Source organism: Staphylococcus sp. GDY8P47P, assembly GCF_016892225.1.
GTDB classification, from domain to species: domain Bacteria; phylum Bacillota; class Bacilli; order Staphylococcales; family Staphylococcaceae; genus Staphylococcus; species Staphylococcus borealis.
In genome coordinates, this window is the sequence record NZ_JAFENV010000020.1 from 18,435 (window position 1) to 42,806 (window position 24,372).

The following is a 24,372-nucleotide window of genomic DNA, read 5'->3' on the forward strand; positions in this document are numbered from 1 at the left end:
ATTATTTCGAATATTTTTGTTCATAATAATTTATAGCATCGAGTTTTTGTTGTGCATCATCACCTTCATATGTACCATTTAATATTTCATTTCTTGTTTGAATTTCACCTGAAGATAAACCACCAGTATTATTACGCCATTCTTGGTTTGGTAAATTCATATACGGGTTATTTGGATCATAATTTGAATTTGATGATTGTTGGCTATTATTAGGAACTGTTACATCATCTGCCATACCAGGACGGCCAGATTTTTTAGTTTCATATTCTGCATGTGCTTGTTGTTCCTCAGTCCAATCACTGTTGTAGTTAGCATTTGGATCATTTCTTAATTCATTTGCACGATTTATTTCCCAATTTGAACGTTGCGTATCAGATTGTTGTGTTTGCTCTTGAGATTGAGCTTCTTCACTTGAGTTGTTGTTTTTATTTTCTTGTGTGTCAGTATCTGGTTTTGAAGTTTTCTTTTCTTCTTTAGTCTTATTATCCTCTTTAGATTTGTTTTCTTTTTTATCATTAGTTTTCTTTTCAGTAGTACTTTCCGACTTTTTATTTTCATCTTCTTTAGTATCGTCTTGACTACAAGCACTTAAAACAAGTGTAGCTGCAAATAAAGTTCCTAGTAATTTTTTCATATATATTCTCCTAAAATTTATTGTCCTTTATATTCATTTTTCTATGGTGTAATAAATATTGTTCGATAGAACTACCACCTTAATTATTAGATGAAAATTTGTTGAATATCTAATACTACATGTGAGTGAGCTTCCTAAAATAAATAGGGTAGATAAACTACTCTGAAATTATTAAGTTATTTCAAACCTTCTTGTTCTAGTTCGTTAGCATGTCGTTCCATAGCAGCTTGTTCTTCTTCAGGAGTAAATTCTTCTACATCTTCATTATTGATGTTTTTATCTTCTTCATAGCGTTGTTTTGCATAGGCTTCCATTTCATCGGCAGCCCCAATATCACCATTAGGAATACCAGTATAACCATTCTCTTTCGCTACTCTAGCATTAGCTTCCATTTGCTCTTGATTTAAAAGGCCGCTGCTTTGTTGGTTATTATTTGCTTGTTGTTCTTGAGTTTGCTGAGATTGTGGATCTTGATTAGTCTGAGTTTGTTGAGTAGGTTGTTCATTGCTAGATGATTTATCTTGGGGATTTTCTTTCTCATTTGCATTCTTATCGTCTTTTTTAGACTTGTTCTCAGATTTCTTTTTATCGTTATCTTTTTTATTATCTTTACTTTTATCCTTATTAGGATCATTTGACTTCATACCAGATTTGGTATCTTCATCTTTCTTAGAAGCGTCATTATGAGTGCTGCATGCTCCTAAAATTAATGTGCTTGTTAGTAATACGCCGAATAGTTTTTTTATATGTATAACTCCTTTTCTATTTATAAAATATTTAATTATCCTTGTTTTTTGCATCAATAACTTGACTTAAAATATCTAAGTCATCTATTAAACCATTCTCAATATACTTTTTTAAATTAGAATTTTCTAAAACAGTGTTCTTTAACATGTTACTTTCCTTATTGACATATAGACATGTAATCAAAAAATTAATTATATTTATTTCTATAGTTTTATCTATCTCATCATTTTTATTCAATTTTGATAATTGTATACCGTATTTGATTAAATCATTTATTACATCTGCAATAAAATAATTCTTAGATTGGTATCTATATAATTTGTTTTGTAAATCTATATAGTTAGCTGAAAAAAATTGTTAAGTTTATCAACAGAAGTTATTTTCTCGTTATACGCATATTTTTTGTAGATTAAATTTGTGTCACTCACTTTTTTTATATCTTCTTTATTAGGCAGTTGTTTCCCATTTTCCCAATTAGAAACTACACCAGACTTTACAGGGTTTTCGTTATCTATTTTTTCTCCAAAAAGCTTCCATAGTTAAACCTAAACTATTACGTATATTTTTAATTCTATTGCTAATTTCGATTTTATCCAACGCATCACCTCAATTTTAATTATATAACAAATTGTTATGTTTTAAATTGGCTAAATAGAAATACTATGTTTTACGGTGTTTATCGTAGGTAATGAAGATGAATAAAATAGTTGGTTATCGAAATATGTTAGGTATGACGCAAGAAAAAAATGGCAAAACAATTTGATATTTCAGTTCAAGCGTAACAAATGAAAGAGAAACAGAAATAAATTTTAATAAAGAAGAGATGATTGTCTTTAGAAATTTATTAAGAAAAGATTTGATTCCTAATATAACTATTGATGAAATAATTTTAAATGCTTACTATGTTCTGCTATGAATAAGGAAGAAGGGATACAAAATGTCACATACTAAATTATAGGATCTATCAAAAATGAAGATGTTGAAAGTATGAATATTGTAGATGTAGGACAGCAGGCGTTTTTTAATGAGTTAGATCAATATATATACGCCACATGCATCAGTAGGGAACATCTGTTATTTATTATGTTATGTGAAGGACAATCACTAAAACGAATAGCAGATATATTAATGATTACGAAAAGCAGAGTGTATCAACTATACTCAGATTTATTAGACAAATTAGAAAATAAGGAGGGATAATATGAGTGAATTAAGCGCTAGACAAGAAAAGTTTGCACTTGAATACCTTAATTAAATGTCATTCAAAGCGCAATAAAGGCTAGATATAGCCCACATACAGCACATGTACAGGGTAGTAGATTGCTAAGAAATGAGAAAGTCGCTAGATTTATCAATGAACAACGTAAAAAATGGTAGATGAGAGCGTGCTAACCGCTAATGAATTACTTCATATACTTACTAATGTAGCAATCGGTGATGAAACTGAAATACGTGAGGTCGTTGTGAAACGTGGTGAGTTTCAACGCAACCCTGATACTGACAGAATCAATTTAGTTTATGATTAAGAGGTTATATAAATGAAATTAAATAAAATGAAGCTTCAAGAAGAAAATTATTCTAAGGCATTAGCCATTTGGGAGCGTTCAGTTGTCGCGACACACCACTTTTTAAAAGAGAAGGATAGAATCGCACTTAAAAAGGAAATACCAACCTATTTTCCATATGTTGAAGCATATTTATGGTTCGACGGGAACGACATCATTGGCTTTTCCGGGACTCATGATTCAAATTTAGAAATGTTATTTTTAGATCCTAAGTATTTTAAACAGGGGTATGGCACGGCAATACTTCAAAGTTTAATTCGAGACCATAATGTTAGGTATGTGGATGTAAACAAAGATAACCCCGGTGCCTTGGCATTTTATCGCAAGAATGGATTCATAAAATATGATGAATCTGCAAAGGATGGACAAGGTAGGGATTATCCAATCGTGCATCTTAAATTGTAAATGGTTTTACTTCTTCCATGCCATCAATAATTCAGTATGGTTTGTTTTATCAATATTGGCGTCGATTTTTATGAAACCTAAATCCGTATAAAAATGAACGGCGCGATGGTTTTCTTCAAATACTTTTAAAGATAAATAATCATATTCAGATTGTAAATGCTTAATGAGTGCATGCCCAATCCCTTGGTCTCGAAATTCTTCTTTTACAAACAAGCCGGCCATGTAAGTGTCATTAAGCCCGCAAAATGCGACAATGTCCTTACCATTTTTATAAACGTAAACCTCAGCATCCTTAAGAGCATCAAGTACAGTAGTATAGTTGTCTATCCAATAAAAACTATCAATAAAGGTATGTGTATCTAAATTTGCATTAAGCCAAATATTGCCTAATACTTTTATTGTTTTGCGATTTTTCTTTTTTAAATGTTCAATCATAGTAGACACCAACTTTAAATGTTTAATAGGTTATATCAAAGTGATAAAGGTATTAATACTATAGTCTGGGACGACGAATTCAAAAGAATTCTGCCCCACTCCCCCTTGTCTAAAGATACGAATTCGAATCGTTAGTCAATGAAGATAATCCGATTAGGTATTAATCAAAAAATATCTGATGATGTACATCTCTAGTATTTGATTCACTATTACCCTAAATTTACGTGTATTGTTCTAAAATGAACATATTCATAAGAAAAATTCACTAAATATTAATTAAATCGATAATTATAAGAGGTTTTTTAAAATATTTTTAAGCGGTTTCACAAAATTGTTACATGCATGACCGTTAAAATATGTTACTTTATACTTAAACAAAATAAATTCATTTTATCCACTGACGTTCAATCTTTATCCATATAGAGATTGAACGTTTTGTTTATTAACGCAAAAAAAGAGTGAAATCATTCGATTTCACTCTTTTTTATATGGAATGTTTATGTGCGTTATGCGAGACTTATTTTTTAGTTAAGTCGATGATGAATTTAACAAGTTCAATAATACCAGAAATGATTCCCATTTTGAGTACCTCCTTATTAAATGTTAAATAAAGTATAACGTGACTTTGAATATCTGTGGGCGATAGTTCCTAACTCAATGAAAGCGTTTCGTATTCGTTAGATTTCAGACAATTAGTAACGATAAATCATGCCTATCTGAATGATTAAAGGTCGATAATAATATTGGATAAACGAAATACCCTTCGAATACGTTAATAGATTGACTTTTTAGCAATAATTTTTTATATTGTATGTATTGTGCTGAATTTTTACATAGGTCTTTATCAAGCAGTTGTGCAAGGATACGCAGTATTCATTGTTCAATTGAAGGATGAGACATATGGTTGATGATACATATAAGGTAGCTTGAAAGAGCATTTATACATATTAAGTAAATGAGTTCTCATAGAAACCTACAATAGTTAGTAAATATCTGATATCTAAGGATAAAACTAGACTATTGTAGGTTTTTTCTTATATTGTTAATAGTATAAGGGAACTTTTTAATGAAATAGATTGAAGACATGGAGGAGCAGCAATGTTAAGTTCAGGTTTTTTACTAACATTATTTTTCGTAACGCTTGTCATTGCAGTGTTAAGTGGCTTGATTTTTTTAGTGCCATCGGTTCCTGTAAAATACATACGTTTACATTTAACTTTACTTCTATTACCTGTCATTGTAGGAGTAATTGGCTTAATCACTATTAATGGCAGAGATATCGTAGGCATCTTTGCGCTAGACAAATTAGCTTGGTTAGTAGGTGCCTTTGTACTCGCTTTAGGGTTTATAATTCAAAAATTCTCTACACGTTACTTATTAGGTGATCGTAATTATCGTAAATACTTTCCGTTATACACATTTACAACGGTATTTGCGTCTGTAGGTTGGCTAAGTAATGATTTACGTTTAATGGTTATTTGTTGGGGATTGACATTATTTTGTTTAACGCAACTGATTCGACTCAATCGTTCATGGAAAGTACCAGCTGAAGCAGCAAAGGTTTCTGCACGATCATTTATCATTGGTTGGATAGCATTACTTTTAGCTGTCGTTGTATTTTATATTGGTACAGGCGATTGGGTTATCGACCCATCACAAGATTATGATGTTGCAATGAGTTATGGACTGAAATTAATTGTAGATTTATTACTCGTTATTGCAGTTATTATTCCAGCAGCACAGTATCCATTCCAAAGCTGGTTAATTGAATCTGTTGTAGCACCCACACCTGTTTCTGCAATTATGCATGCTGGTATTGTAAATGCAGGTGGCATCATTTTAACGCGTTTTTCACCTGTGTTTGATAATAGTATTGCCTTAACGTTATTACTTGTTATTTCAAGTATTTCTGTACTTATCGGTTCAGGAATTAGCTTGGTGCATGTTGATTATAAAAGACAGCTTGTAGGTTCAACAATGAGCCAAATGGGCTTTATGCTTGTACAATGTGCGTTAGGTGTTTATTCTGCTGCGATTATTCACTTGATTTTACATGGTGTCTTCAAAGCAACGCTATTCTTACAATCAGGATCAATTGTTAAACGTTTTAATATTCCAACACCACCTAATGTTAAACGTTCTTATGCTTGGACAGTGTTAGGGAGAACATTAGCAATTGTTATTGCAGTTATTTTCTTTTTAACAAGTTCGCATACACCTTATACATTAATTAGTGCATTTATTTTAGCATGGTCGTTATCTGTATCGTGGAATCAAATGGTTGCGCTAAATAGAGGAATGATGGGTAGGATGATTGGCATCGCAATGCTCATCATTGTAGCGCTTGTTTATGTTGTGACGCATGACGTATTTGTCAATATTTTAAGTAGTGTATATATGGTTGCGCCACACCCACCATTCATTAGCGTGATCATTTGTATTGCCATTCTAGTATTAGGTAGTATCTTTAGCATTTGGGTAGCACGTCGTCGTTCGTCAACAGCTTTTGCTAAAGTATATTTATGGCTTGTGAAAATTGGGGAAGCAAAATTTAAATCGGTTGAAAGTCATCCGAACTATTTAAAAAAATATTTATAAGAGGTGGAATCAAACATGACTATAACTAAATTTAACATAGAGGACACAGTCAAAGCGGCACGTCGTGTGATTACACCACTATCTCCGATCTCTATCTTTGCTGCACGTAATCCATGGGAGGAAATGGAACATGAAACGTTTGATCAAGTTGCTCAATGGTTTAAACATGTTCGCGATATAGATTTGTACCCAAGTCATGCATCGGTGATGACTGCTTTGGAAAATGGCGAGATAGATCAAACACTCGTAGAAGCAGACGTTCAACAAGCTATTAAAGCTTACGATACATCAGTGCCAAAATCACATATTGATACTTATTGTAAGAACGCAATGCGCATTAAGGATGTGCCTACAAACCTAATTACTAAAGAAGCCTACTTAAAGATTGAAGTATCTAAGCTTAAACGTGTATTTGAAGATGAACCTTTTAAATACGCACGTTCAAAAAGTGCGAATGCGTTTAATGCTAAAGGTGAATCTTTAATGGATGAACTGAATACACATATTATTAAGTGGTCTAAATTATATTTGGATAACTTCCAATCAAGTTGGACAATGCCGAAAAGAGAAGAAGGATTTTATATCTCTTGGTTGCATCTCGCACAGCATGATCCCATGTTGAGTAAGACGCAACGTAAAATGGTTAAAACATTACCTCAAGATTATAGAGAAGCTTTAATTATGGCATTGAACCACTTAGATATAGCGGAAGATGAACGAGAGTCCTATCTAACAGGACATTTCTTATCATTACCAGGTTGGGCTGGAATGATGTATTATCGTGCCGAACAACATGAGCATGAAGCGGACTTATTAACACAGTATCTTGCTATACGATTAACGATGGAATGTATTTTATTAGATACTGAAAAAATGAGTCGCCCGGCAGTCTTAAATGTGGAAAGACGAATTAAAGAATTGGTAAGTAAATGGTTATATTATGGAGAAATGTCTATTGATGATTGGGCATCGATGTCCATTGAAGATCAGTTAGAACATTTAAGATTTGCACATGATTTTAACCCGCTTTATTTCAAAAAATTATGGCTTGAAGCATGGGAAGAAACGCATGAACGTGAGTTAGTGGAAGCGATATATGATAAATCTGTTAAACCAGTTAAACAAGAAACACAAGTTCAATTAGCCTTTTGTATTGATGTGCGTTCTGAACCATTCCGTCGTCATTTAGAAAGTGAAGGACCATTTGAAACAATCGGCATTGCAGGTTTCTTTGGACTTCCAATTAGAAAAGAAGTGCTAGATGAACAATTTACACATAATTCATTGCCTGTTATGGTACCGCCGGCTTATGCCATTAAAGAGTACGCGGATCGTCATGCTCTAAATACGTATAATCAACAGCAACATTCGGTTACATCTATGTTCTATACATTTAAATTGATGAAACATAATGTTTTACCAAGTTTACTATTACCAGAATTAAGTGGACCATTTTTAAGTTTGAATACGATTGCGAGTACATTGATGCCGAAGAAGACAGGGCATTTTGTTCGTAATTTTACCAAGAATTGGTTGAAGAAACCCGAAGCTAAACTAACAATAGACCGTGAACATGAAGTTTATAGTGATTTACCAATCGGTTTCACAGAAGAAGAACAAGTTGCTTTTACAAGACAAGCATTAGAATTGATGGATTTAACGACGAACTTTGCCCCTTTAATTGTATTAGGGGGTCATGGAAGTGTGTCTAATAATAATCCGTACCATGCCTCGCTAGAATGTGGTGCTTGTGGCGGTGCATCAAGTGGCTTTAATGCTAAATTATTAGCAATGATGTGCAACTTGCCTCACGTTCGTAAAGCTTTAAAAAGTGAAGGTATAGTGATTCCAGATTCAACAGTCTTTGTGGCTGCAGAGCACAAGACGTCTATCGATGACTTAGAATATATTTATATGCCTGAATTAACGACAGAAGCACAACATGCATTGGATATGTTAAATGAAGCTATGCCGCGTGTAAGTTATAAGGCAAATTCTGAACGTCTAGCTAACCTTCCTGGCTTAGATCAAGAACATTTAAAAGACCCAGTGGCAGAAGCACATCGCTTTGCGAATGACTGGAGTGAGATTCGTCCAGAATGGGGCTTAGCACGTAATGCGGAATTTATTATTGGACAACGTAGTATTACTGCTGGTACTGATTTAGAAGGGCGTGCTTTCTTACATAATTATGATTGGAAGAAAGATGCTGATGGACAATTATTAAACACAATTATTTCAGGACCAGCGCTAGTAGCCCAATGGATTAATTTACAATATTACGCATCGACGGTTGCGCCGCATTTTTACGGAAGCGGAAATAAAACGACGCAATCTGTTACGTCTGGTGTCGGTGTCATGCAAGGGAATTCAAGTGATTTACTTGCCGGGTTACCTTGGCAATCAGTTATGGCAGCGGATAACAAGATTTATCATTCTCCAATTCGATTATTGGTCGTTATTCAAGCGCCAGATCAATATATTAAAGACTTACTTGAGAATAATGTTAAGTTCAAGCAGAAAGTGGATAATCACTGGGTACGTTTGGCTAGTATTGATGAGAACGATAGCTGGAAAGACTGGTAGGGAGTTCGGTTTTTCCGAAAAAAATGATAAAATAAGGTTAATCAATCAATAGGAGATAAAAGATTAATCATGGCTAAATCTAAAGGTGCTTATGAGGCAGAAATTAGTAAAGCAATTACGCAATGGGAAAAGGACTTTCTCGGACGTGGCTCACTCTCAGTAAAAACGGATATATTACGCGATATGATTATCGTCAATTTGCAAGGCGTATTAACACCAGCCGAGTATAGAGTATGTAAAACGCAAGAAGGTTTACTTAACATTAAACTTACGCGTTCAGAACTTGTGGAATCCGGTCAAGACGATTTGATGCAATTAATCTTAGATATTACTGGGGTTAGTGTAAGTAGTTTCCATAGTGATTTAAGTACGATTACAGGTGAACGTGTGATTGTATTTAAACTAGATACTAATTTGGAAAAGCAACTTTAATATTCAACAACAAGCATTGTAATATAAATTTAGAAAAGTACCCTATCTAGTCAGCAATAGAAACTGACCTTCAGGGTACTTTTCATTTATATGAAGGTTAATGGATGCATGATTCATTTATATTTTATAATTTCTAATTAAGAGATTATTTTAGTGGTTTAGTGTACAATTTACACAAAGGTAATCTAGGAGTTGAAAGTGATGCGCGTAAATGAATTTAAGCAACCAATTGGAGAAGCATTAGATGATTTTGTGACACCGCCTTTTCCTAATAAACAATTATTAGAAGGGCATTATGGTAGTTTAGCAAAGTTAAATAGTCATCACACAGATGATTTGTATGACGTGCTATGTGATGTTGAATCAAGACACATTTGGACGTACCTTTATGAAGGCCCTTTTGATTCTAAAACGGAATTTGAACAATACATTAATCAACTGATTGATAGTGAAGATAAATATTTCTTTACGATTATAGATAAGGTGCAGTACAAACCTCTAGGTATTGTGGCATTAATGCGCATAAACCCAGAACAAGGATCGATAGAAGTGGGCAATATCATTTATTCTAATCAATTACAGCAAACACGTGTAGCTACAGAAGTTCAATATTTGTTAGCAAAATATGTATTTGAACAACTAGGTTACAGACGATATGAATGGAAATGTGATAATTTAAATGCGCCTTCTAAGCATGCTGCACAACGATTTGGCTTTACATACGAGGGATTATTTAGACATTCTAATATTTGTAAAGGTCGTAATCGTGATACGGCTTGGTTCTCAATGTTAGATAGCGAGTGGCCAGATGTGAAATTAAGATTCGAACATTGGCTTGCACCGTCTAATTTCAATAAGGATGGACAACAAATTAAACATTTAAATGACTTTTAATGAAGTGAATTAAATTGCTGTGAATTACAGAAAACAATGAAATTAGGGACTGATGAACGTATGATGAAACAAAAAAGAGAAATATCACCTATGACGACGGTACCTATGTTCATGATTGGATTAATTATTTTTATTATTGTAGCAATAAATGTCAGTCGTGATACATTAATGGTTCAATATATCGATAAAGGATCATTACATTGGCTAACCGATTATTTTGGTGAACCAGAACGCAGATTTGGTGACGGCCTTTGGCATAATTTTATGACGTTTTGTGCTGAAATAGGAGAAGTAAAATCTGTTATCTATATCACGTTATTTTTAGCTATCATTTTATTATTTAAACATTTTAAACTAGCTATTTGGATGCTTTTAACGGTATCCAGTGGTACGTTATTAAATTATTTGATTAAACAGCTAATTGAAAGACCACGTCCATATAATCATTTGATGCGAGATCATGGTTATTCATTTCCAAGTGGCCATTCTAATGCGAGTACGCTACTTGCGTTAATGTTACTCATTATCTTAATTCCACTAATCAAGTTTAAAGCTATCAAGATCATAATCAGTATTATAACCATTATCGTATGGATAGGTGTATTGTGTTGCCGACTATATTTTCATGCGCATTATATAACGGATGTAGTTGGAGGTGTGACATTAGCTGTGGTGTGGATAGCATTGTTTTTAATGATATTACCACTGTTTAACCTTAATCTTCGTCATAAATCTAATAATAATGAATAGGACAACATCTTTTTAACAAAGGGGAGATGGCAATGCCAAAAGATAAAGCATGTACTTTAGTTCTTGGTGGAGGCGGTATTACAGGGATTGCATGGGAATCAGGCGTCTTAGCTGGAATGATTGAAAGTGGTGTGAGTTTAGATTTAGCAGATAGAATCATTGGCACATCAGCAGGATCATTTGTAGGGGCAGTACTGGCGAATGGTGATGATATGCGCACATATTACTATGAATTAAATGAGCGCAGAGATGATAGTGATCGGGCGACGGTTTCTTCAGATATTTATCGTTTATGGCAGAATGCCTTTATTGTAGGTCGTGATGATGCTGTAAAAGTAGGGCAAATGATGGGAGACATTATATATACGAGACCCTCTCGTGTCGATTTATCTAAACGTAAACAAGCCATACGACAGCGTTTAGGAGATGTAGAGTGGCACGATAATTTAGAGATTACCGCTATGAATGCTAAAACAGGTGAAGTTACTACATTTCATTCACATAGCGATGTGACACTTGAAGAAGCTGTGACAGCAAGTGGCGCAGTACCGGGTATTTGGCCGCATATACGTTTGAACCATCGTGACTGGATTGATGGGGGCATGGTTTCTCCTACGAACGCAATGTTAGCAGAAGGTGCTGATAGTATCATTATATTGGCACCATTAGCGGATGGCTTAGGTATGATACCGGGGGCATTTGATGATGCTAAACGATTGCGTGAACATAGCCATGTTCTAGTGATAAGTCCAGATAGTAAGAGTAGAGCAGAAATTGGAGATAACATTTATAATCCTAATAACATCTTAAAAATAGGAAATGCGGGTTATGAGCAAGGCAAATCCCTCGCACAACGCGTTCATATGGAATTTAGCGAGTGGGTTGAATGATTTTTCACATTTAAGACTACGCGCAATGTCATTATGTGTTTATTTTTAAAATAAGGAGAGATTAAGAATGAAAGTAAAATCACCACGTCCTATTCATTTGCAAGGGACACGCGAAGAAGCAGTATTATTGCTGCATTCATTTACTGGTACAATTCGTGATATTAAACCATTAGCACAGACACTTAATAATGAAGGTTACACATGTTACGCACCTAATTATAAAGGGCACGGGTTACCACTCGACCAGTTTACACAATATACTGTTCATGATTGGTGGAATGATGTCCTTGATGGTTATCAATTCCTAAGAGATGCAGGATATGACACAATTTATGCAACTGGCGTATCTTTAGGCGGTCTATTCACTTTAAAATTAGCTGAAACGGTAGATGTTGCCAAAATTGCAGTCATGTCCGCACCAAGTGAAAAGGAAGAAGCAGGTATTGTATGGCGTATGGAACGTTACGGACAACGCATGAATGAGTTGATGAATGTAGATGGTGATGCCGCACAGGCGCAGCTAAATTATATAGAAGACTATCGCCCTAGCGTTCGTGTATTTAAAGATTTTATTTCAAATATTACTGCTCATTTAGGCGATATTACAACACCGGCAAGCATTCTTTATGGAGAAAAGGATGAACAATCTTATCAAGATAGCGCACATTATATTTATGAACATATTAATAGTGCAGATAAAGATTTAACACCTCACCCTTTATGTAAACATCTTATGACACATGGTGAGGGTAGTGATAAAGTAGAATCACAAATTGCAGAATTTTTTATGACTAACTAAATGGAGTGTAAAGAATGAAACGTACATTTTTATTAACATACATAACGACGTCTGGTAAAAATTATACTGAATTTAAAACATTTCAAAATGGCCCTGATCATGATACATGCGTACAACGTCTTATTGATGAATTTGATGAACTGGCTTATTTATTTTTAAAAACGGGCCAACAATCGCATTATATTAACATTGATCATATTGAAAGTTTAAGCATTCAAGAAGTCGTGGACGGACAAGAAGTGATGTACGATTTTGAAGATTAATCTATTCATTAACCGCATAATATAAGTAGTATATATTTTGAAATACTGGATAATCATTGTCTGGATACAAACTATTTTATTGATGAAGAAAATAAGAAATAAATTCATTGCCGGTCCCCAGCATGCTTATTTTGTAGCGAATTTTTGATGAAGTTCTATTTGTTGGGGGCCCGACCCCAACTTGCTTAGCTTGTAAAATCACTTTCGTGATTTTTTGTGTTGGGGTCGGGCCCACCTCTGCAGGGTGACTAGAACTGAGAAAAGCTTGATTAAAGCGCCTTCTCGGTTCAGTCAGCTACTGCGAATTTGCTAAATAGCATTATTATATTATTTATGTCACAGACTGTTTTTTCTTTCATGAACAAACGCATTGATGTATATTGTGGTCTTTATCAATTATTTTGATACCATTAGGGACGATGAATAACATAACGTCCTGAATATGTTGATAAAGTACAAACACTGAACCGCTTTGAATGTTAAATGGGGGGTGTAAACCTGAATCCCTCATCCTCAAATACAATATAACCACCTATAACTTCTATACCTTTCCAATAATTAGCGCTAATTTTTCGTGAAGCAATGTCGTTATACTCCTTCGTTCATCATTAGGATTAGTTAAATTTTACTATAAATTTAAAAAAATAAAAAAACTATGTATATTGCACTTATAAGCAAGACATGTTACAGTATTACTTAAGTGCATAAACGCTTTAACGCGTTAAAGGGAGTGAAACGATTGAGCAAAGAATCACAATGGAAGACATCAACTGGATTTATTTTAGCGAGTGCGGGATCGGCGATTGGCTTGGGCGCAATGTGGAAATTTCCGTACATGGCAGGCATCTATGGTGGTGGTGCTTTTCTACTGCTATTCTTAATATTTACTATATTTGTAGGATTACCACTATTAATTATGGAATTTACAGTAGGTAAGATGGGGAGAACTTACACTACTCAAATATATAGCAAGTTAACTGGTAAGAAGTGGCTAAATATTATTGGGTGGAATGGTAATTTAGCAGTATTCATATTATTTGGTTTTTATAGTGTTATAGGTGGATGGATCATTATTTATATCGGTAACGTGATATTACAAATGTTATCTATCGAGAAGACATCTTTAACTAGCATTAATTTTGAAGCAATTATTAGTAATCCATGGTTAACCGTTTTGGGCCAAGGGATTTTTATCTTTTTAACGATGATTATCGTAATGTTAGGCGTTGAAAAAGGATTAGAAAAAGCATCAAAAGTGATGATGCCGTTGTTATTTATTTTTCTAATTATAGTTGTGGTGAAAGCTTTAACTTTAGACGGTGCGGTAGACGGTGTTCGCTATATTTTACAACCACGTTTAGAAGATATTTCTATGGAAGGTATTTTATTTGCGTTAGGGCAATCATTCTTTACATTATCGTTGGGAACAACGGGAATGATTACTTACGCTAGTTACGCGCCTAAGGAAATGACTATTAAGTCATCAGCAATTTCAATTGTGATTATGAATATTTTAGTATCCGTACTAGCTGGCTTAGCTATATTCCCAGCTTTGAAGACATTTGGCTACGAACCTCAAGAAGGTCCAGGCTTATTATTTAAAGTATTACCTTTAGTGTTTAATCAAATGGGCTTTGGTGTTACGTTTTACTTCCTATTCTTAATCTTATTCTTATTTGCAGCATTAACATCATCTATTTCATTATTAGAATTAAACGTATCAAACTTTACTAAAAATGATAATTCTAAACGTAAATCTGTAGCGTTTATCGCAAGTATACTGATATTAATGATTAGTATTCCAGCGACTTTATCGTTTAGTAGTTTAAGCGATATTAAGTTTGGCGCAGGAACAATTTTTGATAATATGGATTTTGTCGTATCAAATATTTTAATGCCTTTAGGTGCGCTTGGAACAACGCTAGTAGTGGGTCAATTGTTGGATAAAGATGCCTTAAAAGAAAGTTTCGGCCGCGACAAGTTCAAATTCTTTGCATCTTGGTATTTTTTAATTAAATTTGTCATGCCAGTCGTTATCATACTTGTGTTTATCGTGCAGTTATTCTAAGAAATATATTAAAAAAAACAGGGGGGTGGGACAGAATTCTTTTAAATTCGTCGTCCCACTCCCCTGTTTTTTTTACTTGAAATGAGCATTGATAAAGTCGCGCTCAATTTCTAATAACGTTATATAATCGTTAGACATTATTTCTTTACCAATCTCAATATTTTTAGAAATAATAAAGTCAGCAAGTTCACGATTATCTTCCTCAGAATCAAAGAATGTGAGTGCCCGTTTTATTGTATCCTTTTCGGAAAAGAGGATTAACGTCCGTCCGTAGGTTAAGTCCTCTTTACTTCTTTGATACGAAGCTTCTAAAAACGCAAATATTTTTGCGCCATCATTGTATTCAAAAGCTGTATTGATATCACTTTGAACTTTATCAGCAATATTTGACAATCGTGATTGTTCTGCTGGTGCTTCAGGCCTATAGTGATCTCTTACATATTCTTTCCATTTCGTTAATTCAGTATCAATATGTTGTTTTAATTCTGAGTTATTATTTTTTGTATTGAATGTATCAACGCGTTGTTGTAAGTCGCTTAAATCCATTAAATCGTCACGATGAAGTTGACTCTGTTCAAATGCTTTATAGTGATCATTTTCATGAGTAGCCATGAATCATTCCCCCCCTTTGAAATACTTAAATGATTATTCCTTTAACGGTTCTATTTGAAACATATGTTTTAGAACGTTAAAGAGATGATTGATAAGTTAGGAAGTGTATAGGTGTAACTACTCAAGGTTACATATTTTCAAAATGAACGTCTTGTTTACGTAATTCTTTCATGACTTTCTCAGAAATTGCAGAATTATTAATTGAAACATTTTTAAAAATGCAATCTTTAATTTTTACGCTATCTAGTTGGCATAAATCTAATGCTACATTTTCAAAGACTACTTTCTTTAAAACAACATCCTTGAAAGTAACGTTACGTAGGCTACAGTCTTTGAAGGTCGTATGTTCTATCGTTAATGCGTTGAATTGACTATTATCGAAAGTAGTTACACTGTAATTCACTTTACGCATTAGTGTCTTAAAGAAATTAATATTCACAAAAATACTACTGCTAAAATCACAATTAATTAACTTAGTATTAACTACGGAATGAACATTTTTAAATATACCTTCTGAGAAGTCGCAATTTTTAAAATAACTTTTATTGACTTCTAAATCGTCATACATCGCGTTTCTGAAGGTACTATGAGTATATTTTTTACTTTTAAACTGTTCATTAGTGAACACAGATAAAGATAAATCGGCTTTTGATGTCATTATGATTCTCCTTTAAGTATGATTCATATAAATCATCAGTTATTGCTTTTGCATCGTTATTATCGTAACACGAGTATTAAGTTGAACGATAGTTATTGAGATACGAGTACATGTATGATTACATAGGAAATTTTAAAATTTGTAGTTTTGCATAAATCTTAAGATTATCGTATAATTCATAGTGATTGAGTAAGAATTTATAAAACAGTATTGGGAATCATGAATATTTTAAACAGAAGGTAGGTTGAGTCAAAGCGAATAAAGCGCTTTAGATGATTAATATGATTGCATTTGACTTAATAGGACAAACACCATTAGTATTACTGGAAAGTTTCAGCGATGAAAATGTTCAGATATATGCAAAATTAGAGCAATTTAATCCGGGTGGCAGTGTGAAAGATCGACTAGGTAAATATCTTGTTGAAACAGCTATAAAAGAAGGTCGTGTGTCATCTGGCGATACAATTGTTGAAGCTACGGCAGGTAATACAGGAATAGGACTTGCAATTGCTGCTAATCGATATCATTTAAATTGTGTTATTTTTGCGCCGGAAGGTTTTTCTGAGGAGAAGATATCTATCATGCGTGCATTAGGCGCTGATATTAAACGTACACCGAAAGCCCAAGGAATGATTGGTGCGCAAACTGAAGCAAGACGTTATGCTCGAGATTTCGGAGCGGTATATATGAACCAATTTGAAACTGAGCACAATCCAGCTGCATACACCCATACATTAGGGAAACAATTGACAGATGTTTTACCAAACATTGACTACTTTGTTGCTGGTGTTGGTTCGGGAGGCACATTTACAGGTGTTGCACAGCATCTTAAACAATACAATGTAAAGAATGTGATTGTTGAACCTGAAGGCTCAATATTGAATGGTGGCGAAGCACATGCACACGATATTGAAGGTATTGGTTCAGAGAAATGGCCAATCTTTTTGGAACGTAGCTTAGTTGATCACATTATTACAGTGAGTGATAACGATGGCTTTGAGAATGTGAAACGTTTAGCGCAACAAGAAGGATTGTTAGTAGGTAGTTCATCAGGAGCTGCACTGCAAGGTGCTTTAGACATTAAAAATAAAATCGATAAAGGCGTTATTGTGACCATTTTTCCAGATGGAAGCGATCGTTATATGTCGAAGAAAATATTTGATTACAAAGGAGAATAATGATTATGAAGAAAAAAACACAAATGATTCACGGTGGACATACAACAGATGATTTTACAGGTGCAGTAACAACACCAATTTATCAAACAAGCACGTATTTACAAGATGACATTGGCGACTTGAGACAAGGGTATGAATACTCTCGTACCGCTAATCCAACACGTAGTGCTATTGAAAGTGTGATTGCTAATTTAGAAAATGGGAAACATGGTTTTGCTTTTGGTTCAGGCATGGCAGCCATTAGTGCGGTTATTATGTTATTAGATAAGGGCGACCACCTTATTTTAAATTCTGATGTATATGGTGGAACTTACCGTGCCTTAACTAAAGTGTTTACGCGTTATGGCATCGATGTTGATTTCGTAGATACAACACATATCGAAAATGTGAAGGACTATATTAAACCAGAAACTAAAATGTTATATGTTGAAACACCATCTAACCCATTACTACGTGTAACGGATATTAAACGTACTGCAGAAATTGCAAAAGAAAATAATTTAATTTCAGTAGTAGATAATACATTTATGACACCTTATTATCAAAATCCATTAGATTTCGGCATTGATATTGTATTACACTCAGCTACTAAATACATTGGTGGCCACAGTGATGTAGTAGCTGGCTTAGTTGCTACTGCAGATGACGAACTTGGTGAACGTTTAGCATTTATTTCAAATTCAACAGGTGGGGTGCTTGGACCACAAGACAGTTACCTATTAGTCCGTGGTATTAAAACATTAGGCTTACGCATGGAACAAATTAATCGTAACGTTGAAGCGATTGTTGAAATGTTACAAAATCATCCAGCCGTTCAACAAGTCTTCCATCCAAGTATTAAAGACCATTTAAATCATGATATTCATGCTTCTCAAGCTAGCGGTCACACTGGTGTCGTAGCGTTTGAAGTAAAAGATACAGAAGCAGCCAAACAACTTATTCGTGAAACACATTACTTCACATTAGCTGAAAGTTTAGGCGCAGTTGAAAGCTTAATTTCAGTGCCTGCTTTAATGACACATGCGTCTATCCCTGCCGATGTACGTGCTAAAGAAGGCATCACTGATGGACTCGTACGTTTATCAATCGGTATTGAAGATACTGAAGATTTAGTTGAAGATTTAAAACAAGCCATCGATACTTTGGAATAACTATTAAAAAAAATAAAAATCTTAAAATAAGATGTTGACCCTAAAATAACTACGTAACAATACGTGTTGTTTTAGGGTTTTTTTAAATTGTTAAAAAAGGCAGAAATAGGTGAGAAATGATGATATTAAAATAATTTTGTTCTATATTTAAATTCAGAAAATTTTAAAAATTTTTAAAATAATATTGACGCACAATTTACTTTTAAATATAATTCATTTATTCATATAGGCAATAGAAGTAATAAATGAGGGTGAAATCGATTGATTGAATTTCAAAATGTGAATAAAGTATTTCGCAAAAAGCATGAAAAAATTCATGCCTTAAAAGAAGTATCTTTCAAAATAGATAAAAACGATATATTTGGTGTTATTGGCTATAGTGGTGCTGGAAAAAGTACGCTCGTACGCTTGGTCAATCAGCTAGAAAAAGCAACAAATGGACAAGTGATTGTCAATGGTCATGAAATTAATACATATAGAAAAAAAGAACTCCGTAACATAAAAAAAGATATAGGAATGATATTTCAGCATTTTAATCTTTTAAACTCAAAAACAGTTTTTAAAAACGTAGCAATGCCACTTATTTTAAATCATAAAAGTAGTTCTGAAATAAAAGAAAAGGTAGAAGAAATGCTAGAATTTGTAGGATTAGCAGACAAGAAAAATCAATTTCCTGATCAATTATCTGGTGGACAGAAACAACGTGTCGCAATAGCTAGAGCACTTGTCACTAATCCTAAAATTTTATTATGTGATGAAGCAACAAGTGCGCTAGATCCTGCTACAACAAACTCTATTCTTCATTTATTGAAAAATGTAAATGAGACTTTCGGTATAACAATTATGATGATTACGCATGAAATGAGTGTAATACAAAAAATTTGTAATCGAGTGGCAGTTATGGAGCGCGGTGAAGTGATTGAATTGGGCACTGTCAAAGATGTGTTTAGTCACCCTCAAACTAAAACTGCTAAAAGCTTTGTTTCTACAGTTATAAATACAGAACCGTCACGTAAATTACTTGAATCATTTAAAAGAAAGGATTGTCATTATACGGATTACAAACTTTTTATTGATGAACATCAAATTAAATTTCCTATTATAAATGAACTCATTAGTCAATATAATTTCGATATTAATATTTTATTTTCATCAATGTCTGATATTCAAGAAGAAACAGTGTGCTATTTATGGTTGAGATTTAATCATGACAGCAATTTTAAGCGTGATAAATTAGAAAGCTACTTTAAGAATCATAGTATTCAGTTTGAGGAGGTGCATTAGATGTTTGGTTCAAGTATTGATGCATCTCAATTATTACAAGCATTATATGAAACATTGTATATGGTCACAGTTGCACTTATCATAGGTGCCTTAATTGGTATTCCATTAGGTGTTCTATTAGTTATAACTCGTAAAAATGGTATATGGCCTCAATCTATTGTAAATCACATACTTAATCCGATTATAAATATATTAAGATCGATACCATTTATTATTTTATTAATAGCTATTGTGCCTTTTACGAAATTATTAGTAGGAACGTCAATAGGGACAACAGCAGCTATAGTGCCTTTAACAGTGTACGTAGCGCCTTATATAGCTAGACTAGTTGAAAACTCACTACTAGAAGTAGATGCTGGCATTATTGAAGCGGCAAAAGCGATGGGAGCATCACCTATTCAAATTATTAGATATTTTTTAATACCGGAAGCGTTAGGCTCGCTTGTATTGGCAATAACGACAGCTATTATAGGGTTGATTGGTAGTACTGCTATGGCTGGTGCAGTTGGTGGAGGTGGAATTGGTGATTTAGCATTAGTGTACGGTTACCAAAGATTTGACACCTTAGTCATTATTATCACAGTTATTGTATTAATAATTATCGTACAGATTATTCAATCATTAGGTAACTTTATTTCTCGATTAATTCGTCGAAATTAGTTACTTGAAATATAATTTTATTAAGGAGACTTTGTGAATGAAAAAGATTATTGGGTTAATATTAGCGACGTTGATCGCCCTTGCAGCTTGTGGTGGAGGCGGAGACAATAAAAAAGTGACGCTAGGCGTAGCCTCAAACGATACAGCTGCATGGGAAAAAGTTAAAGAATTAGCGAAAAAAGAAAATATTGATATTGAAATTAAACACTTTTCAGACTATAACGTGCCAAACAAAGCTTTGAGTGATGGCGATATTGATATGAATGCATTTCAACATTTTGCTTTTTTAAATGAGTATAAAAAAGCACATAAAGATGCCAAAATTGAAGCAATTAGTACAACTGTCTTAGCACCCTTAGGCATTTATTCTAAAAAGGTGAAAAATATTAAAGATATAAAAGATGGTGCAGAAGTTACAATTCCTAATGATATATCAAATCAAGCACGTGCTCTAAAATTATTGGAATCAGCAGGTTTATTAAAGCTTAAAGACAACTTTGGTTTAAATGGAACTATTAAAGATATTCAATCCAACCCTAAAAACATAAAAATAAAAGCAGTAGACGCTCAACAAACTGCGCGTGCTTTAGATGATGTTGATTTTTCAGTAATTAATAATGGGGTAGCAACTAAAGCAGGATTAGATGCTAAGAATGATCCTATTTATTTAGAAAAAACGTCTTCTGATGCAGTTAAACCATATATTAATGTTGTAGCAGTAAATTCTAAAGATGTAGACAATGAAACTTTCAAGAAAATTATAGAACTTTATCATGGTAAAGAAGCACAAGAAGCATTGAAAAAAGATACAAAAAATGGAGAAAAAGCAGTTAATTTATCAAAAAAAGCTATCAAAGAAATTGAAGATAGTTTAACTAAATAATATTTGAAATGAGTCAGGTAAGGTATGAATACTTACGCGACTTTATTAATAAAAGATGAATACGTCATATTTTAGTCGATTTTATATCAAACACGTTACATTAATCGGTGAAAATGTGTTATACACTTATGAAAAGTAAATTATATTTCTAAGGATATTATTTGAAATTTTATAGTAGTGCACAAAAAATTCATAGACATGTAATCAAAATGAAATGGAATATCATGCTAAATTGTATTAATTTAGTATAAGTACACTACTTGAACGGATAAAAGAAAGAAGTATGTAATAAAGATTTAATACAGATAAGTGTCTAGTACAACTAGAAATAAGTGGTGAGTAACCCAATGAACAAGCATAAGATTAAGGAGGCGCTTTGTATGAATAAAAAAATTCTAGCAACAGCAGTATTAGGGACAGGAGCACTTAGTACACTATTTGCTCATCAAGCTGAAGCATCAACAACGCACACAGTTCGAAGTGGTGAATCTTTATGGTCTATTTCAAACCATTATGGTATCACTGTATCTAAATTAAAATCATTAAATGGCTTATCATCAAATCTTATTTTTCCAAACCAAGTATTAAAAGTATCAGGATCTTCTAATTATTCAAGTCGTTCAAATTACGGTAATTCAAGTAGTACATATACTGTGAGAGCAGGGGATAGTTTATCATCTATTGCTAGCCGATATGGTACAACATATCGTCATATTATGAATTTAAATGGATTAAATAGTTTTTTAATTTTCCCTGGTCAACAATTAAAAGTATCAGGTTCTGCTAGCTCTAATTCTCAATCAAGTTATAATTCAAATTCAGGTGCATCATCAAGCACTTATACAGTACGTTATGGTGACTCACTATCATCTATTGCTAGCCGATATGGTACAACATATCAACATATTATGAAATTAAATGGATTGAATAATTTCTTTATTTATCCTGGTCAAACATTAAGAGTGAGTGGTTCAGCTTCTTCAAACACGTATACAACACGTTCAACGCAATCAACTTACTATTCATCACCAGTATTTAACCATAGTAACTTATATGACTGGGGACAATGTACTTGGCATGTATTCAATCGTCGTGCTGCTATTGGAAAAGGAATCAGTACGTATTGGTGGAATGCAAATAATTGGGATAATGCGGCAGCTAGAGATGGATATCGCATTGATAGCAATCCAACAGTAGGTTCAATTGCACAATCAGATGCTGGTTATTACGGCCATGTGGCTTTTGTAGAGCGCGTAAATAGTAATGGTAGTATTTTAGTTTCAGAAATGAACTTTAGTGCTAGTCCAGGTGTTCTAACATATCGTACAATTCCTGCGTACCAAGTACGTAGTTATAAATTCATTCATTAGAAAGCTTGAAACAAAAATAATACTTTGGCTATGTAGCCAAAGTGCAGTAGCTGACTGAATTGAGAAGGCACTTAAATGAAGCGTTTCTCAACTCAAGTCATCCTTGCAGGGCTGGGAAGACGAATTCAATAAGAATTCTGACCCAGTCCTTTTATTTTATTGAAATTGATAATCTTCTTTAACTTTTCTGAAACTTGAAGCTAAGCGTGTAACATTAATAATGAATGAAACGAATGAAAATAACTTACGGAATTTGTAAGGAGATTTCATTGATACTACGAAATCTAAAAGTGTACCCACTGTACTTAGGCCTAAAGATAAATAAACTAGGTTTTTATTTTTTGCATCAAATTTAATACCGTTGTAACCATCAACGATAAAGCCTGCAGTACTTACTAAATTTGAAACGCGTGTTAATTTTGATTTCTTTGCCATGAATAATACCCTCCGAATATCAAAATGTCACTAAACGGACATTTAGTATATTAATATATGTTAACATCATACTAAATTAACATATATTTTTGAAGTACAAAACATTTAATAGAAAAGGTGTGCAGGTATGATCAAATGTGTTTGTTTAGTGGAAGAAACAGATGACCAAATCTTATTAGTACAAGTAAGAAATAGAGAAAAATATTATTTCCCGGGTGGTAAAATTGATGCGGGTGAAACGCTATTAGAAGCGATACAACGAGAAGTTAAAGAGGCATTACAATTGGCTTTCGAACAAAGTGACTTTACATATTTAGGTACAGTTGTTGGGGATGCTTACCCACAAAAGAATACGTTAACGGAACTAAATGGATTTAAAGTTCAACAGAAAATTGATTGGGATAGTGTGAAAATTGATAATGAAATTACAGATATTCGTTGGTTCGATAAATCTGATACAACCTTAATCGCACCAGCTGTTGTAAAATGGATTGAGACCTTTTCAGAGAGAAAGTAGGGAGAAAATGGAAATACGACCATATTCAATTCACGATCAACCACTATTAAATGGGTTTGAAATATTAGCAGAAGATAGAAAATTCACTCGAACGCCTAATGATAATATTGCATCGGCTAAAGGGGACAATGAGCGTCATCCGACACTTGTTATGTTAAATGATCAATGTGTGGGTTTCTTTACATTACATGAAGGTCAAGGGGTTAAACCGTATAGCGATCATCAAAATGCTATATTTTTCCGTTCATTTAGTGTAGATGCACGATATCGTGGTCAAGGTGTTGGAAAAGCTGTGATTCAACAACTACCAAGTTATATTAAAGCAACGTTTCCCTATATTAATGAAATAATATTGACTGTAAATACTGACAATGACAAAGCGATGGCGTTGTATAAACAAGCCAAATATTCAATAACTGGAGAGACGCGTTTAGAAGGTCGACCAGTTTATATTATGAATTTGAACATATAGCTCTTATAAATATGCGCATTAAAAAAGTGCCATTACAATCAATATGAAATAAATGAGGTAGGACAAGGCATTCATAAAGGCTTCTG

General features: G+C 33.5%; 26 protein-coding genes and 1 pseudogene. 19 read left to right on the top strand and 8 right to left on the bottom strand.

Going from position 1 to position 24,372, the window contains the following annotated elements; genetic code table 11:
- Position 1: 1 nt before the first annotated feature.
- The 3 genes from JVV30_RS09035 to JVV30_RS09045 all read right to left on the bottom strand — a co-directional run bounded on the left by JVV30_RS09035 (position 2) and on the right by JVV30_RS09045 (position 1,618).
- Complete coding sequence (locus JVV30_RS09035; protein ID WP_053030252.1) at positions 2 to 634, bottom strand: hypothetical protein; 633 nt, start codon at positions 632 to 634, stop codon at positions 2 to 4.
- Between the two features lie 176 nt (positions 635 to 810).
- Positions 811 to 1,278, bottom strand: coding sequence for a hypothetical protein (locus JVV30_RS09040; protein ID WP_231119762.1), 468 nt, complete (start codon positions 1,276 to 1,278; stop codon positions 811 to 813).
- Between the two features lie 133 nt (positions 1,279 to 1,411).
- On the bottom strand, positions 1,412 to 1,618 hold the full coding sequence (locus tag JVV30_RS09045) for a hypothetical protein (protein WP_174841436.1): 207 nt from the start codon (positions 1,616 to 1,618) through the stop codon (positions 1,412 to 1,414).
- Positions 1,619 to 2,582: 964 nt separating this feature from the next.
- Here JVV30_RS09045 and JVV30_RS09050 point away from each other — a divergent pair.
- Both JVV30_RS09050 and JVV30_RS09055 read left to right on the top strand, forming a co-directional pair.
- Positions 2,583 to 2,904: pseudogene (locus JVV30_RS09050) on the top strand (terminase small subunit); the annotation flags it as partial.
- 15 nt (positions 2,905 to 2,919) lie between these two features.
- Entirely contained in the window at positions 2,920 to 3,351 is a 432-nt protein-coding gene (locus tag JVV30_RS09055) for a GNAT family N-acetyltransferase (RefSeq protein WP_204194022.1), read from the top strand.
- 6 nt (positions 3,352 to 3,357) lie between these two features.
- Here the strand turns inward: JVV30_RS09055 and JVV30_RS09060 are convergent, their stop codons facing one another.
- Positions 3,358 to 3,786 carry a GNAT family N-acetyltransferase gene (locus tag JVV30_RS09060; protein ID WP_070854381.1) on the bottom strand — a complete coding sequence of 143 codons (429 nt, stop codon included), beginning with the start codon at positions 3,784 to 3,786 and terminating at the stop codon, positions 3,358 to 3,360.
- 517 nt (positions 3,787 to 4,303) lie between these two features.
- On the bottom strand, positions 4,304 to 4,366 hold the full coding sequence (locus tag JVV30_RS13560; RefSeq protein ID WP_089046351.1) for an alpha family phenol-soluble modulin: 63 nt from the start codon (positions 4,364 to 4,366) through the stop codon (positions 4,304 to 4,306).
- 518 nt (positions 4,367 to 4,884) lie between these two features.
- Here JVV30_RS13560 and JVV30_RS09070 point away from each other — a divergent pair.
- The 9 genes from JVV30_RS09070 to JVV30_RS09110 all read left to right on the top strand — a co-directional run bounded on the left by JVV30_RS09070 (position 4,885) and on the right by JVV30_RS09110 (position 15,066).
- Complete coding sequence (locus JVV30_RS09070; protein ID WP_070854382.1) at positions 4,885 to 6,384, top strand: NADH dehydrogenase subunit 5; 1,500 nt, start codon at positions 4,885 to 4,887, stop codon at positions 6,382 to 6,384.
- Between the two features lie 15 nt (positions 6,385 to 6,399).
- Positions 6,400 to 8,970, top strand: coding sequence for a DUF2309 domain-containing protein (locus JVV30_RS09075; RefSeq protein ID WP_070854384.1), 2,571 nt, complete (start codon positions 6,400 to 6,402; stop codon positions 8,968 to 8,970).
- 69 nt (positions 8,971 to 9,039) lie between these two features.
- On the top strand, positions 9,040 to 9,402 hold the full coding sequence (locus tag JVV30_RS09080; RefSeq protein ID WP_204194023.1) for a Na-translocating system protein MpsC family protein: 363 nt from the start codon (positions 9,040 to 9,042) through the stop codon (positions 9,400 to 9,402).
- A 201-nt stretch (positions 9,403 to 9,603) separates the two neighbouring features.
- The gene (locus tag JVV30_RS09085) at positions 9,604 to 10,296 is read left to right on the top strand and encodes a GNAT family N-acetyltransferase (protein WP_204194024.1); all 693 of its coding nucleotides are present in this window, start codon (positions 9,604 to 9,606) and stop codon (positions 10,294 to 10,296) included.
- 63 nt (positions 10,297 to 10,359) lie between these two features.
- The gene (locus tag JVV30_RS09090; protein ID WP_070854417.1) at positions 10,360 to 11,046 is read left to right on the top strand and encodes a phosphatase PAP2 family protein; all 687 of its coding nucleotides are present in this window, start codon (positions 10,360 to 10,362) and stop codon (positions 11,044 to 11,046) included.
- Between the two features lie 32 nt (positions 11,047 to 11,078).
- Positions 11,079 to 11,936: a patatin-like phospholipase family protein gene (locus JVV30_RS09095; RefSeq protein ID WP_204194026.1), complete on the top strand. Its 858-nt coding sequence runs from the start codon at positions 11,079 to 11,081 to the stop codon at positions 11,934 to 11,936.
- Between the two features lie 67 nt (positions 11,937 to 12,003).
- Positions 12,004 to 12,735 (top strand): alpha/beta hydrolase, encoded by a 732-nt coding sequence (locus tag JVV30_RS09100; protein WP_053030243.1) that lies wholly within the window; start codon positions 12,004 to 12,006, stop codon positions 12,733 to 12,735.
- Between the two features lie 14 nt (positions 12,736 to 12,749).
- On the top strand, positions 12,750 to 12,998 hold the full coding sequence (locus JVV30_RS09105) for a hypothetical protein (RefSeq protein WP_053030242.1): 249 nt from the start codon (positions 12,750 to 12,752) through the stop codon (positions 12,996 to 12,998).
- 739 nt (positions 12,999 to 13,737) lie between these two features.
- Complete coding sequence (locus tag JVV30_RS09110; protein WP_239469354.1) at positions 13,738 to 15,066, top strand: sodium-dependent transporter; 1,329 nt, start codon at positions 13,738 to 13,740, stop codon at positions 15,064 to 15,066.
- 72 nt (positions 15,067 to 15,138) lie between these two features.
- Here JVV30_RS09110 and JVV30_RS09115 read toward each other — a convergent pair whose 3' ends face one another.
- Both JVV30_RS09115 and JVV30_RS09120 read right to left on the bottom strand, forming a co-directional pair.
- Entirely contained in the window at positions 15,139 to 15,678 is a 540-nt protein-coding gene (locus tag JVV30_RS09115) for a hypothetical protein (RefSeq protein ID WP_070854390.1), read from the bottom strand.
- A gap of 127 nt (positions 15,679 to 15,805) precedes the next feature.
- Positions 15,806 to 16,336 carry a pentapeptide repeat-containing protein gene (locus tag JVV30_RS09120; protein WP_070854392.1) on the bottom strand — a complete coding sequence of 177 codons (531 nt, stop codon included), beginning with the start codon at positions 16,334 to 16,336 and terminating at the stop codon, positions 15,806 to 15,808.
- A 281-nt stretch (positions 16,337 to 16,617) separates the two neighbouring features.
- Here JVV30_RS09120 and JVV30_RS09125 point away from each other — a divergent pair, with 281 nt between their 5' ends.
- From JVV30_RS09125 to JVV30_RS09150, 6 genes are all read left to right on the top strand, one after another.
- Positions 16,618 to 17,514 (top strand): PLP-dependent cysteine synthase family protein, encoded by an 897-nt coding sequence (locus JVV30_RS09125; protein ID WP_070854418.1) that lies wholly within the window; start codon positions 16,618 to 16,620, stop codon positions 17,512 to 17,514.
- A gap of 5 nt (positions 17,515 to 17,519) precedes the next feature.
- Positions 17,520 to 18,665 (top strand): bifunctional cystathionine gamma-lyase/homocysteine desulfhydrase, encoded by a 1,146-nt coding sequence (locus JVV30_RS09130; RefSeq protein WP_053030238.1) that lies wholly within the window; start codon positions 17,520 to 17,522, stop codon positions 18,663 to 18,665.
- Positions 18,666 to 18,926: 261 nt separating this feature from the next.
- Positions 18,927 to 19,949: a methionine ABC transporter ATP-binding protein gene (locus JVV30_RS09135; RefSeq protein ID WP_204194031.1), complete on the top strand. Its 1,023-nt coding sequence runs from the start codon at positions 18,927 to 18,929 to the stop codon at positions 19,947 to 19,949.
- Positions 19,950 to 20,609 carry a methionine ABC transporter permease gene (locus JVV30_RS09140; protein ID WP_053030236.1) on the top strand — a complete coding sequence of 220 codons (660 nt, stop codon included), beginning with the start codon at positions 19,950 to 19,952 and terminating at the stop codon, positions 20,607 to 20,609.
- 37 nt (positions 20,610 to 20,646) lie between these two features.
- The gene (gene gmpC / locus JVV30_RS09145; protein ID WP_070854396.1) at positions 20,647 to 21,492 is read left to right on the top strand and encodes a dipeptide ABC transporter glycylmethionine-binding lipoprotein; all 846 of its coding nucleotides are present in this window, start codon (positions 20,647 to 20,649) and stop codon (positions 21,490 to 21,492) included.
- 380 nt (positions 21,493 to 21,872) lie between these two features.
- Positions 21,873 to 22,862, top strand: a complete 990-nt coding sequence (locus JVV30_RS09150) for a LysM peptidoglycan-binding domain-containing protein (RefSeq protein ID WP_053030235.1) — start codon at positions 21,873 to 21,875, stop codon at positions 22,860 to 22,862.
- A 156-nt stretch (positions 22,863 to 23,018) separates the two neighbouring features.
- Here JVV30_RS09150 and JVV30_RS09155 read toward each other — a convergent pair whose 3' ends face one another.
- Positions 23,019 to 23,297: a hypothetical protein gene (locus tag JVV30_RS09155; protein ID WP_053030234.1), complete on the bottom strand. Its 279-nt coding sequence runs from the start codon at positions 23,295 to 23,297 to the stop codon at positions 23,019 to 23,021.
- A 127-nt stretch (positions 23,298 to 23,424) separates the two neighbouring features.
- Here JVV30_RS09155 and JVV30_RS09160 point away from each other — a divergent pair, with 127 nt between their 5' ends.
- Positions 23,425 to 23,814, top strand: a complete 390-nt coding sequence (locus tag JVV30_RS09160; protein WP_070854397.1) for an NUDIX hydrolase — start codon at positions 23,425 to 23,427, stop codon at positions 23,812 to 23,814.
- A 7-nt stretch (positions 23,815 to 23,821) separates the two neighbouring features.
- Complete coding sequence (locus JVV30_RS09165) at positions 23,822 to 24,286, top strand: GNAT family N-acetyltransferase (RefSeq protein ID WP_070854399.1); 465 nt, start codon at positions 23,822 to 23,824, stop codon at positions 24,284 to 24,286.
- Positions 24,287 to 24,372 lie beyond the last annotated feature (86 nt).

What these genes read in the sequence shown, in the direction of transcription:
- JVV30_RS09060 (WP_070854381.1), bottom strand. Translation starts at nt 3,786, where the DNA reads ATGATTGAACATTTAAAAAAGAAAAATCGCAAAACAATAAAAGTATTA.
- JVV30_RS09080 (WP_204194023.1), top strand. Translation starts at nt 9,040, where the DNA reads ATGGCTAAATCTAAAGGTGCTTATGAGGCAGAAATTAGTAAAGCAATT.
- gmpC (WP_070854396.1), top strand. Translation starts at nt 20,647, where the DNA reads ATGAAAAAGATTATTGGGTTAATATTAGCGACGTTGATCGCCCTTGCA.
- JVV30_RS09130 (WP_053030238.1), top strand. Translation starts at nt 17,520, where the DNA reads ATGAAGAAAAAAACACAAATGATTCACGGTGGACATACAACAGATGAT.
- JVV30_RS09155 (WP_053030234.1), bottom strand. Translation starts at nt 23,297, where the DNA reads ATGGCAAAGAAATCAAAATTAACACGCGTTTCAAATTTAGTAAGTACT.
- JVV30_RS09055 (WP_204194022.1), top strand. Translation starts at nt 2,920, where the DNA reads ATGAAATTAAATAAAATGAAGCTTCAAGAAGAAAATTATTCTAAGGCA.
- JVV30_RS09160 (WP_070854397.1), top strand. Translation starts at nt 23,425, where the DNA reads ATGATCAAATGTGTTTGTTTAGTGGAAGAAACAGATGACCAAATCTTA.
- JVV30_RS09105 (WP_053030242.1), top strand. Translation starts at nt 12,750, where the DNA reads ATGAAACGTACATTTTTATTAACATACATAACGACGTCTGGTAAAAAT.
- JVV30_RS09040 (WP_231119762.1), bottom strand. Translation starts at nt 1,278, where the DNA reads ATGAAGTCAAATGATCCTAATAAGGATAAAAGTAAAGATAATAAAAAA.
- JVV30_RS09085 (WP_204194024.1), top strand. Translation starts at nt 9,604, where the DNA reads ATGCGCGTAAATGAATTTAAGCAACCAATTGGAGAAGCATTAGATGAT.
- JVV30_RS09125 (WP_070854418.1), top strand. Translation starts at nt 16,618, where the DNA reads ATGATTGCATTTGACTTAATAGGACAAACACCATTAGTATTACTGGAA.
- JVV30_RS09140 (WP_053030236.1), top strand. Translation starts at nt 19,950, where the DNA reads ATGTTTGGTTCAAGTATTGATGCATCTCAATTATTACAAGCATTATAT.
- JVV30_RS09115 (WP_070854390.1), bottom strand. Translation starts at nt 15,678, where the DNA reads ATGGCTACTCATGAAAATGATCACTATAAAGCATTTGAACAGAGTCAA.
- JVV30_RS09165 (WP_070854399.1), top strand. Translation starts at nt 23,822, where the DNA reads ATGGAAATACGACCATATTCAATTCACGATCAACCACTATTAAATGGG.
- JVV30_RS09120 (WP_070854392.1), bottom strand. Translation starts at nt 16,336, where the DNA reads ATGACATCAAAAGCCGATTTATCTTTATCTGTGTTCACTAATGAACAG.
- JVV30_RS09095 (WP_204194026.1), top strand. Translation starts at nt 11,079, where the DNA reads ATGCCAAAAGATAAAGCATGTACTTTAGTTCTTGGTGGAGGCGGTATT.
- JVV30_RS09075 (WP_070854384.1), top strand. Translation starts at nt 6,400, where the DNA reads ATGACTATAACTAAATTTAACATAGAGGACACAGTCAAAGCGGCACGT.
- JVV30_RS09150 (WP_053030235.1), top strand. Translation starts at nt 21,873, where the DNA reads ATGAATAAAAAAATTCTAGCAACAGCAGTATTAGGGACAGGAGCACTT.
- JVV30_RS09035 (WP_053030252.1), bottom strand. Translation starts at nt 634, where the DNA reads ATGAAAAAATTACTAGGAACTTTATTTGCAGCTACACTTGTTTTAAGT.
- JVV30_RS09090 (WP_070854417.1), top strand. Translation starts at nt 10,360, where the DNA reads ATGAAACAAAAAAGAGAAATATCACCTATGACGACGGTACCTATGTTC.
- JVV30_RS09070 (WP_070854382.1), top strand. Translation starts at nt 4,885, where the DNA reads ATGTTAAGTTCAGGTTTTTTACTAACATTATTTTTCGTAACGCTTGTC.
- JVV30_RS09100 (WP_053030243.1), top strand. Translation starts at nt 12,004, where the DNA reads ATGAAAGTAAAATCACCACGTCCTATTCATTTGCAAGGGACACGCGAA.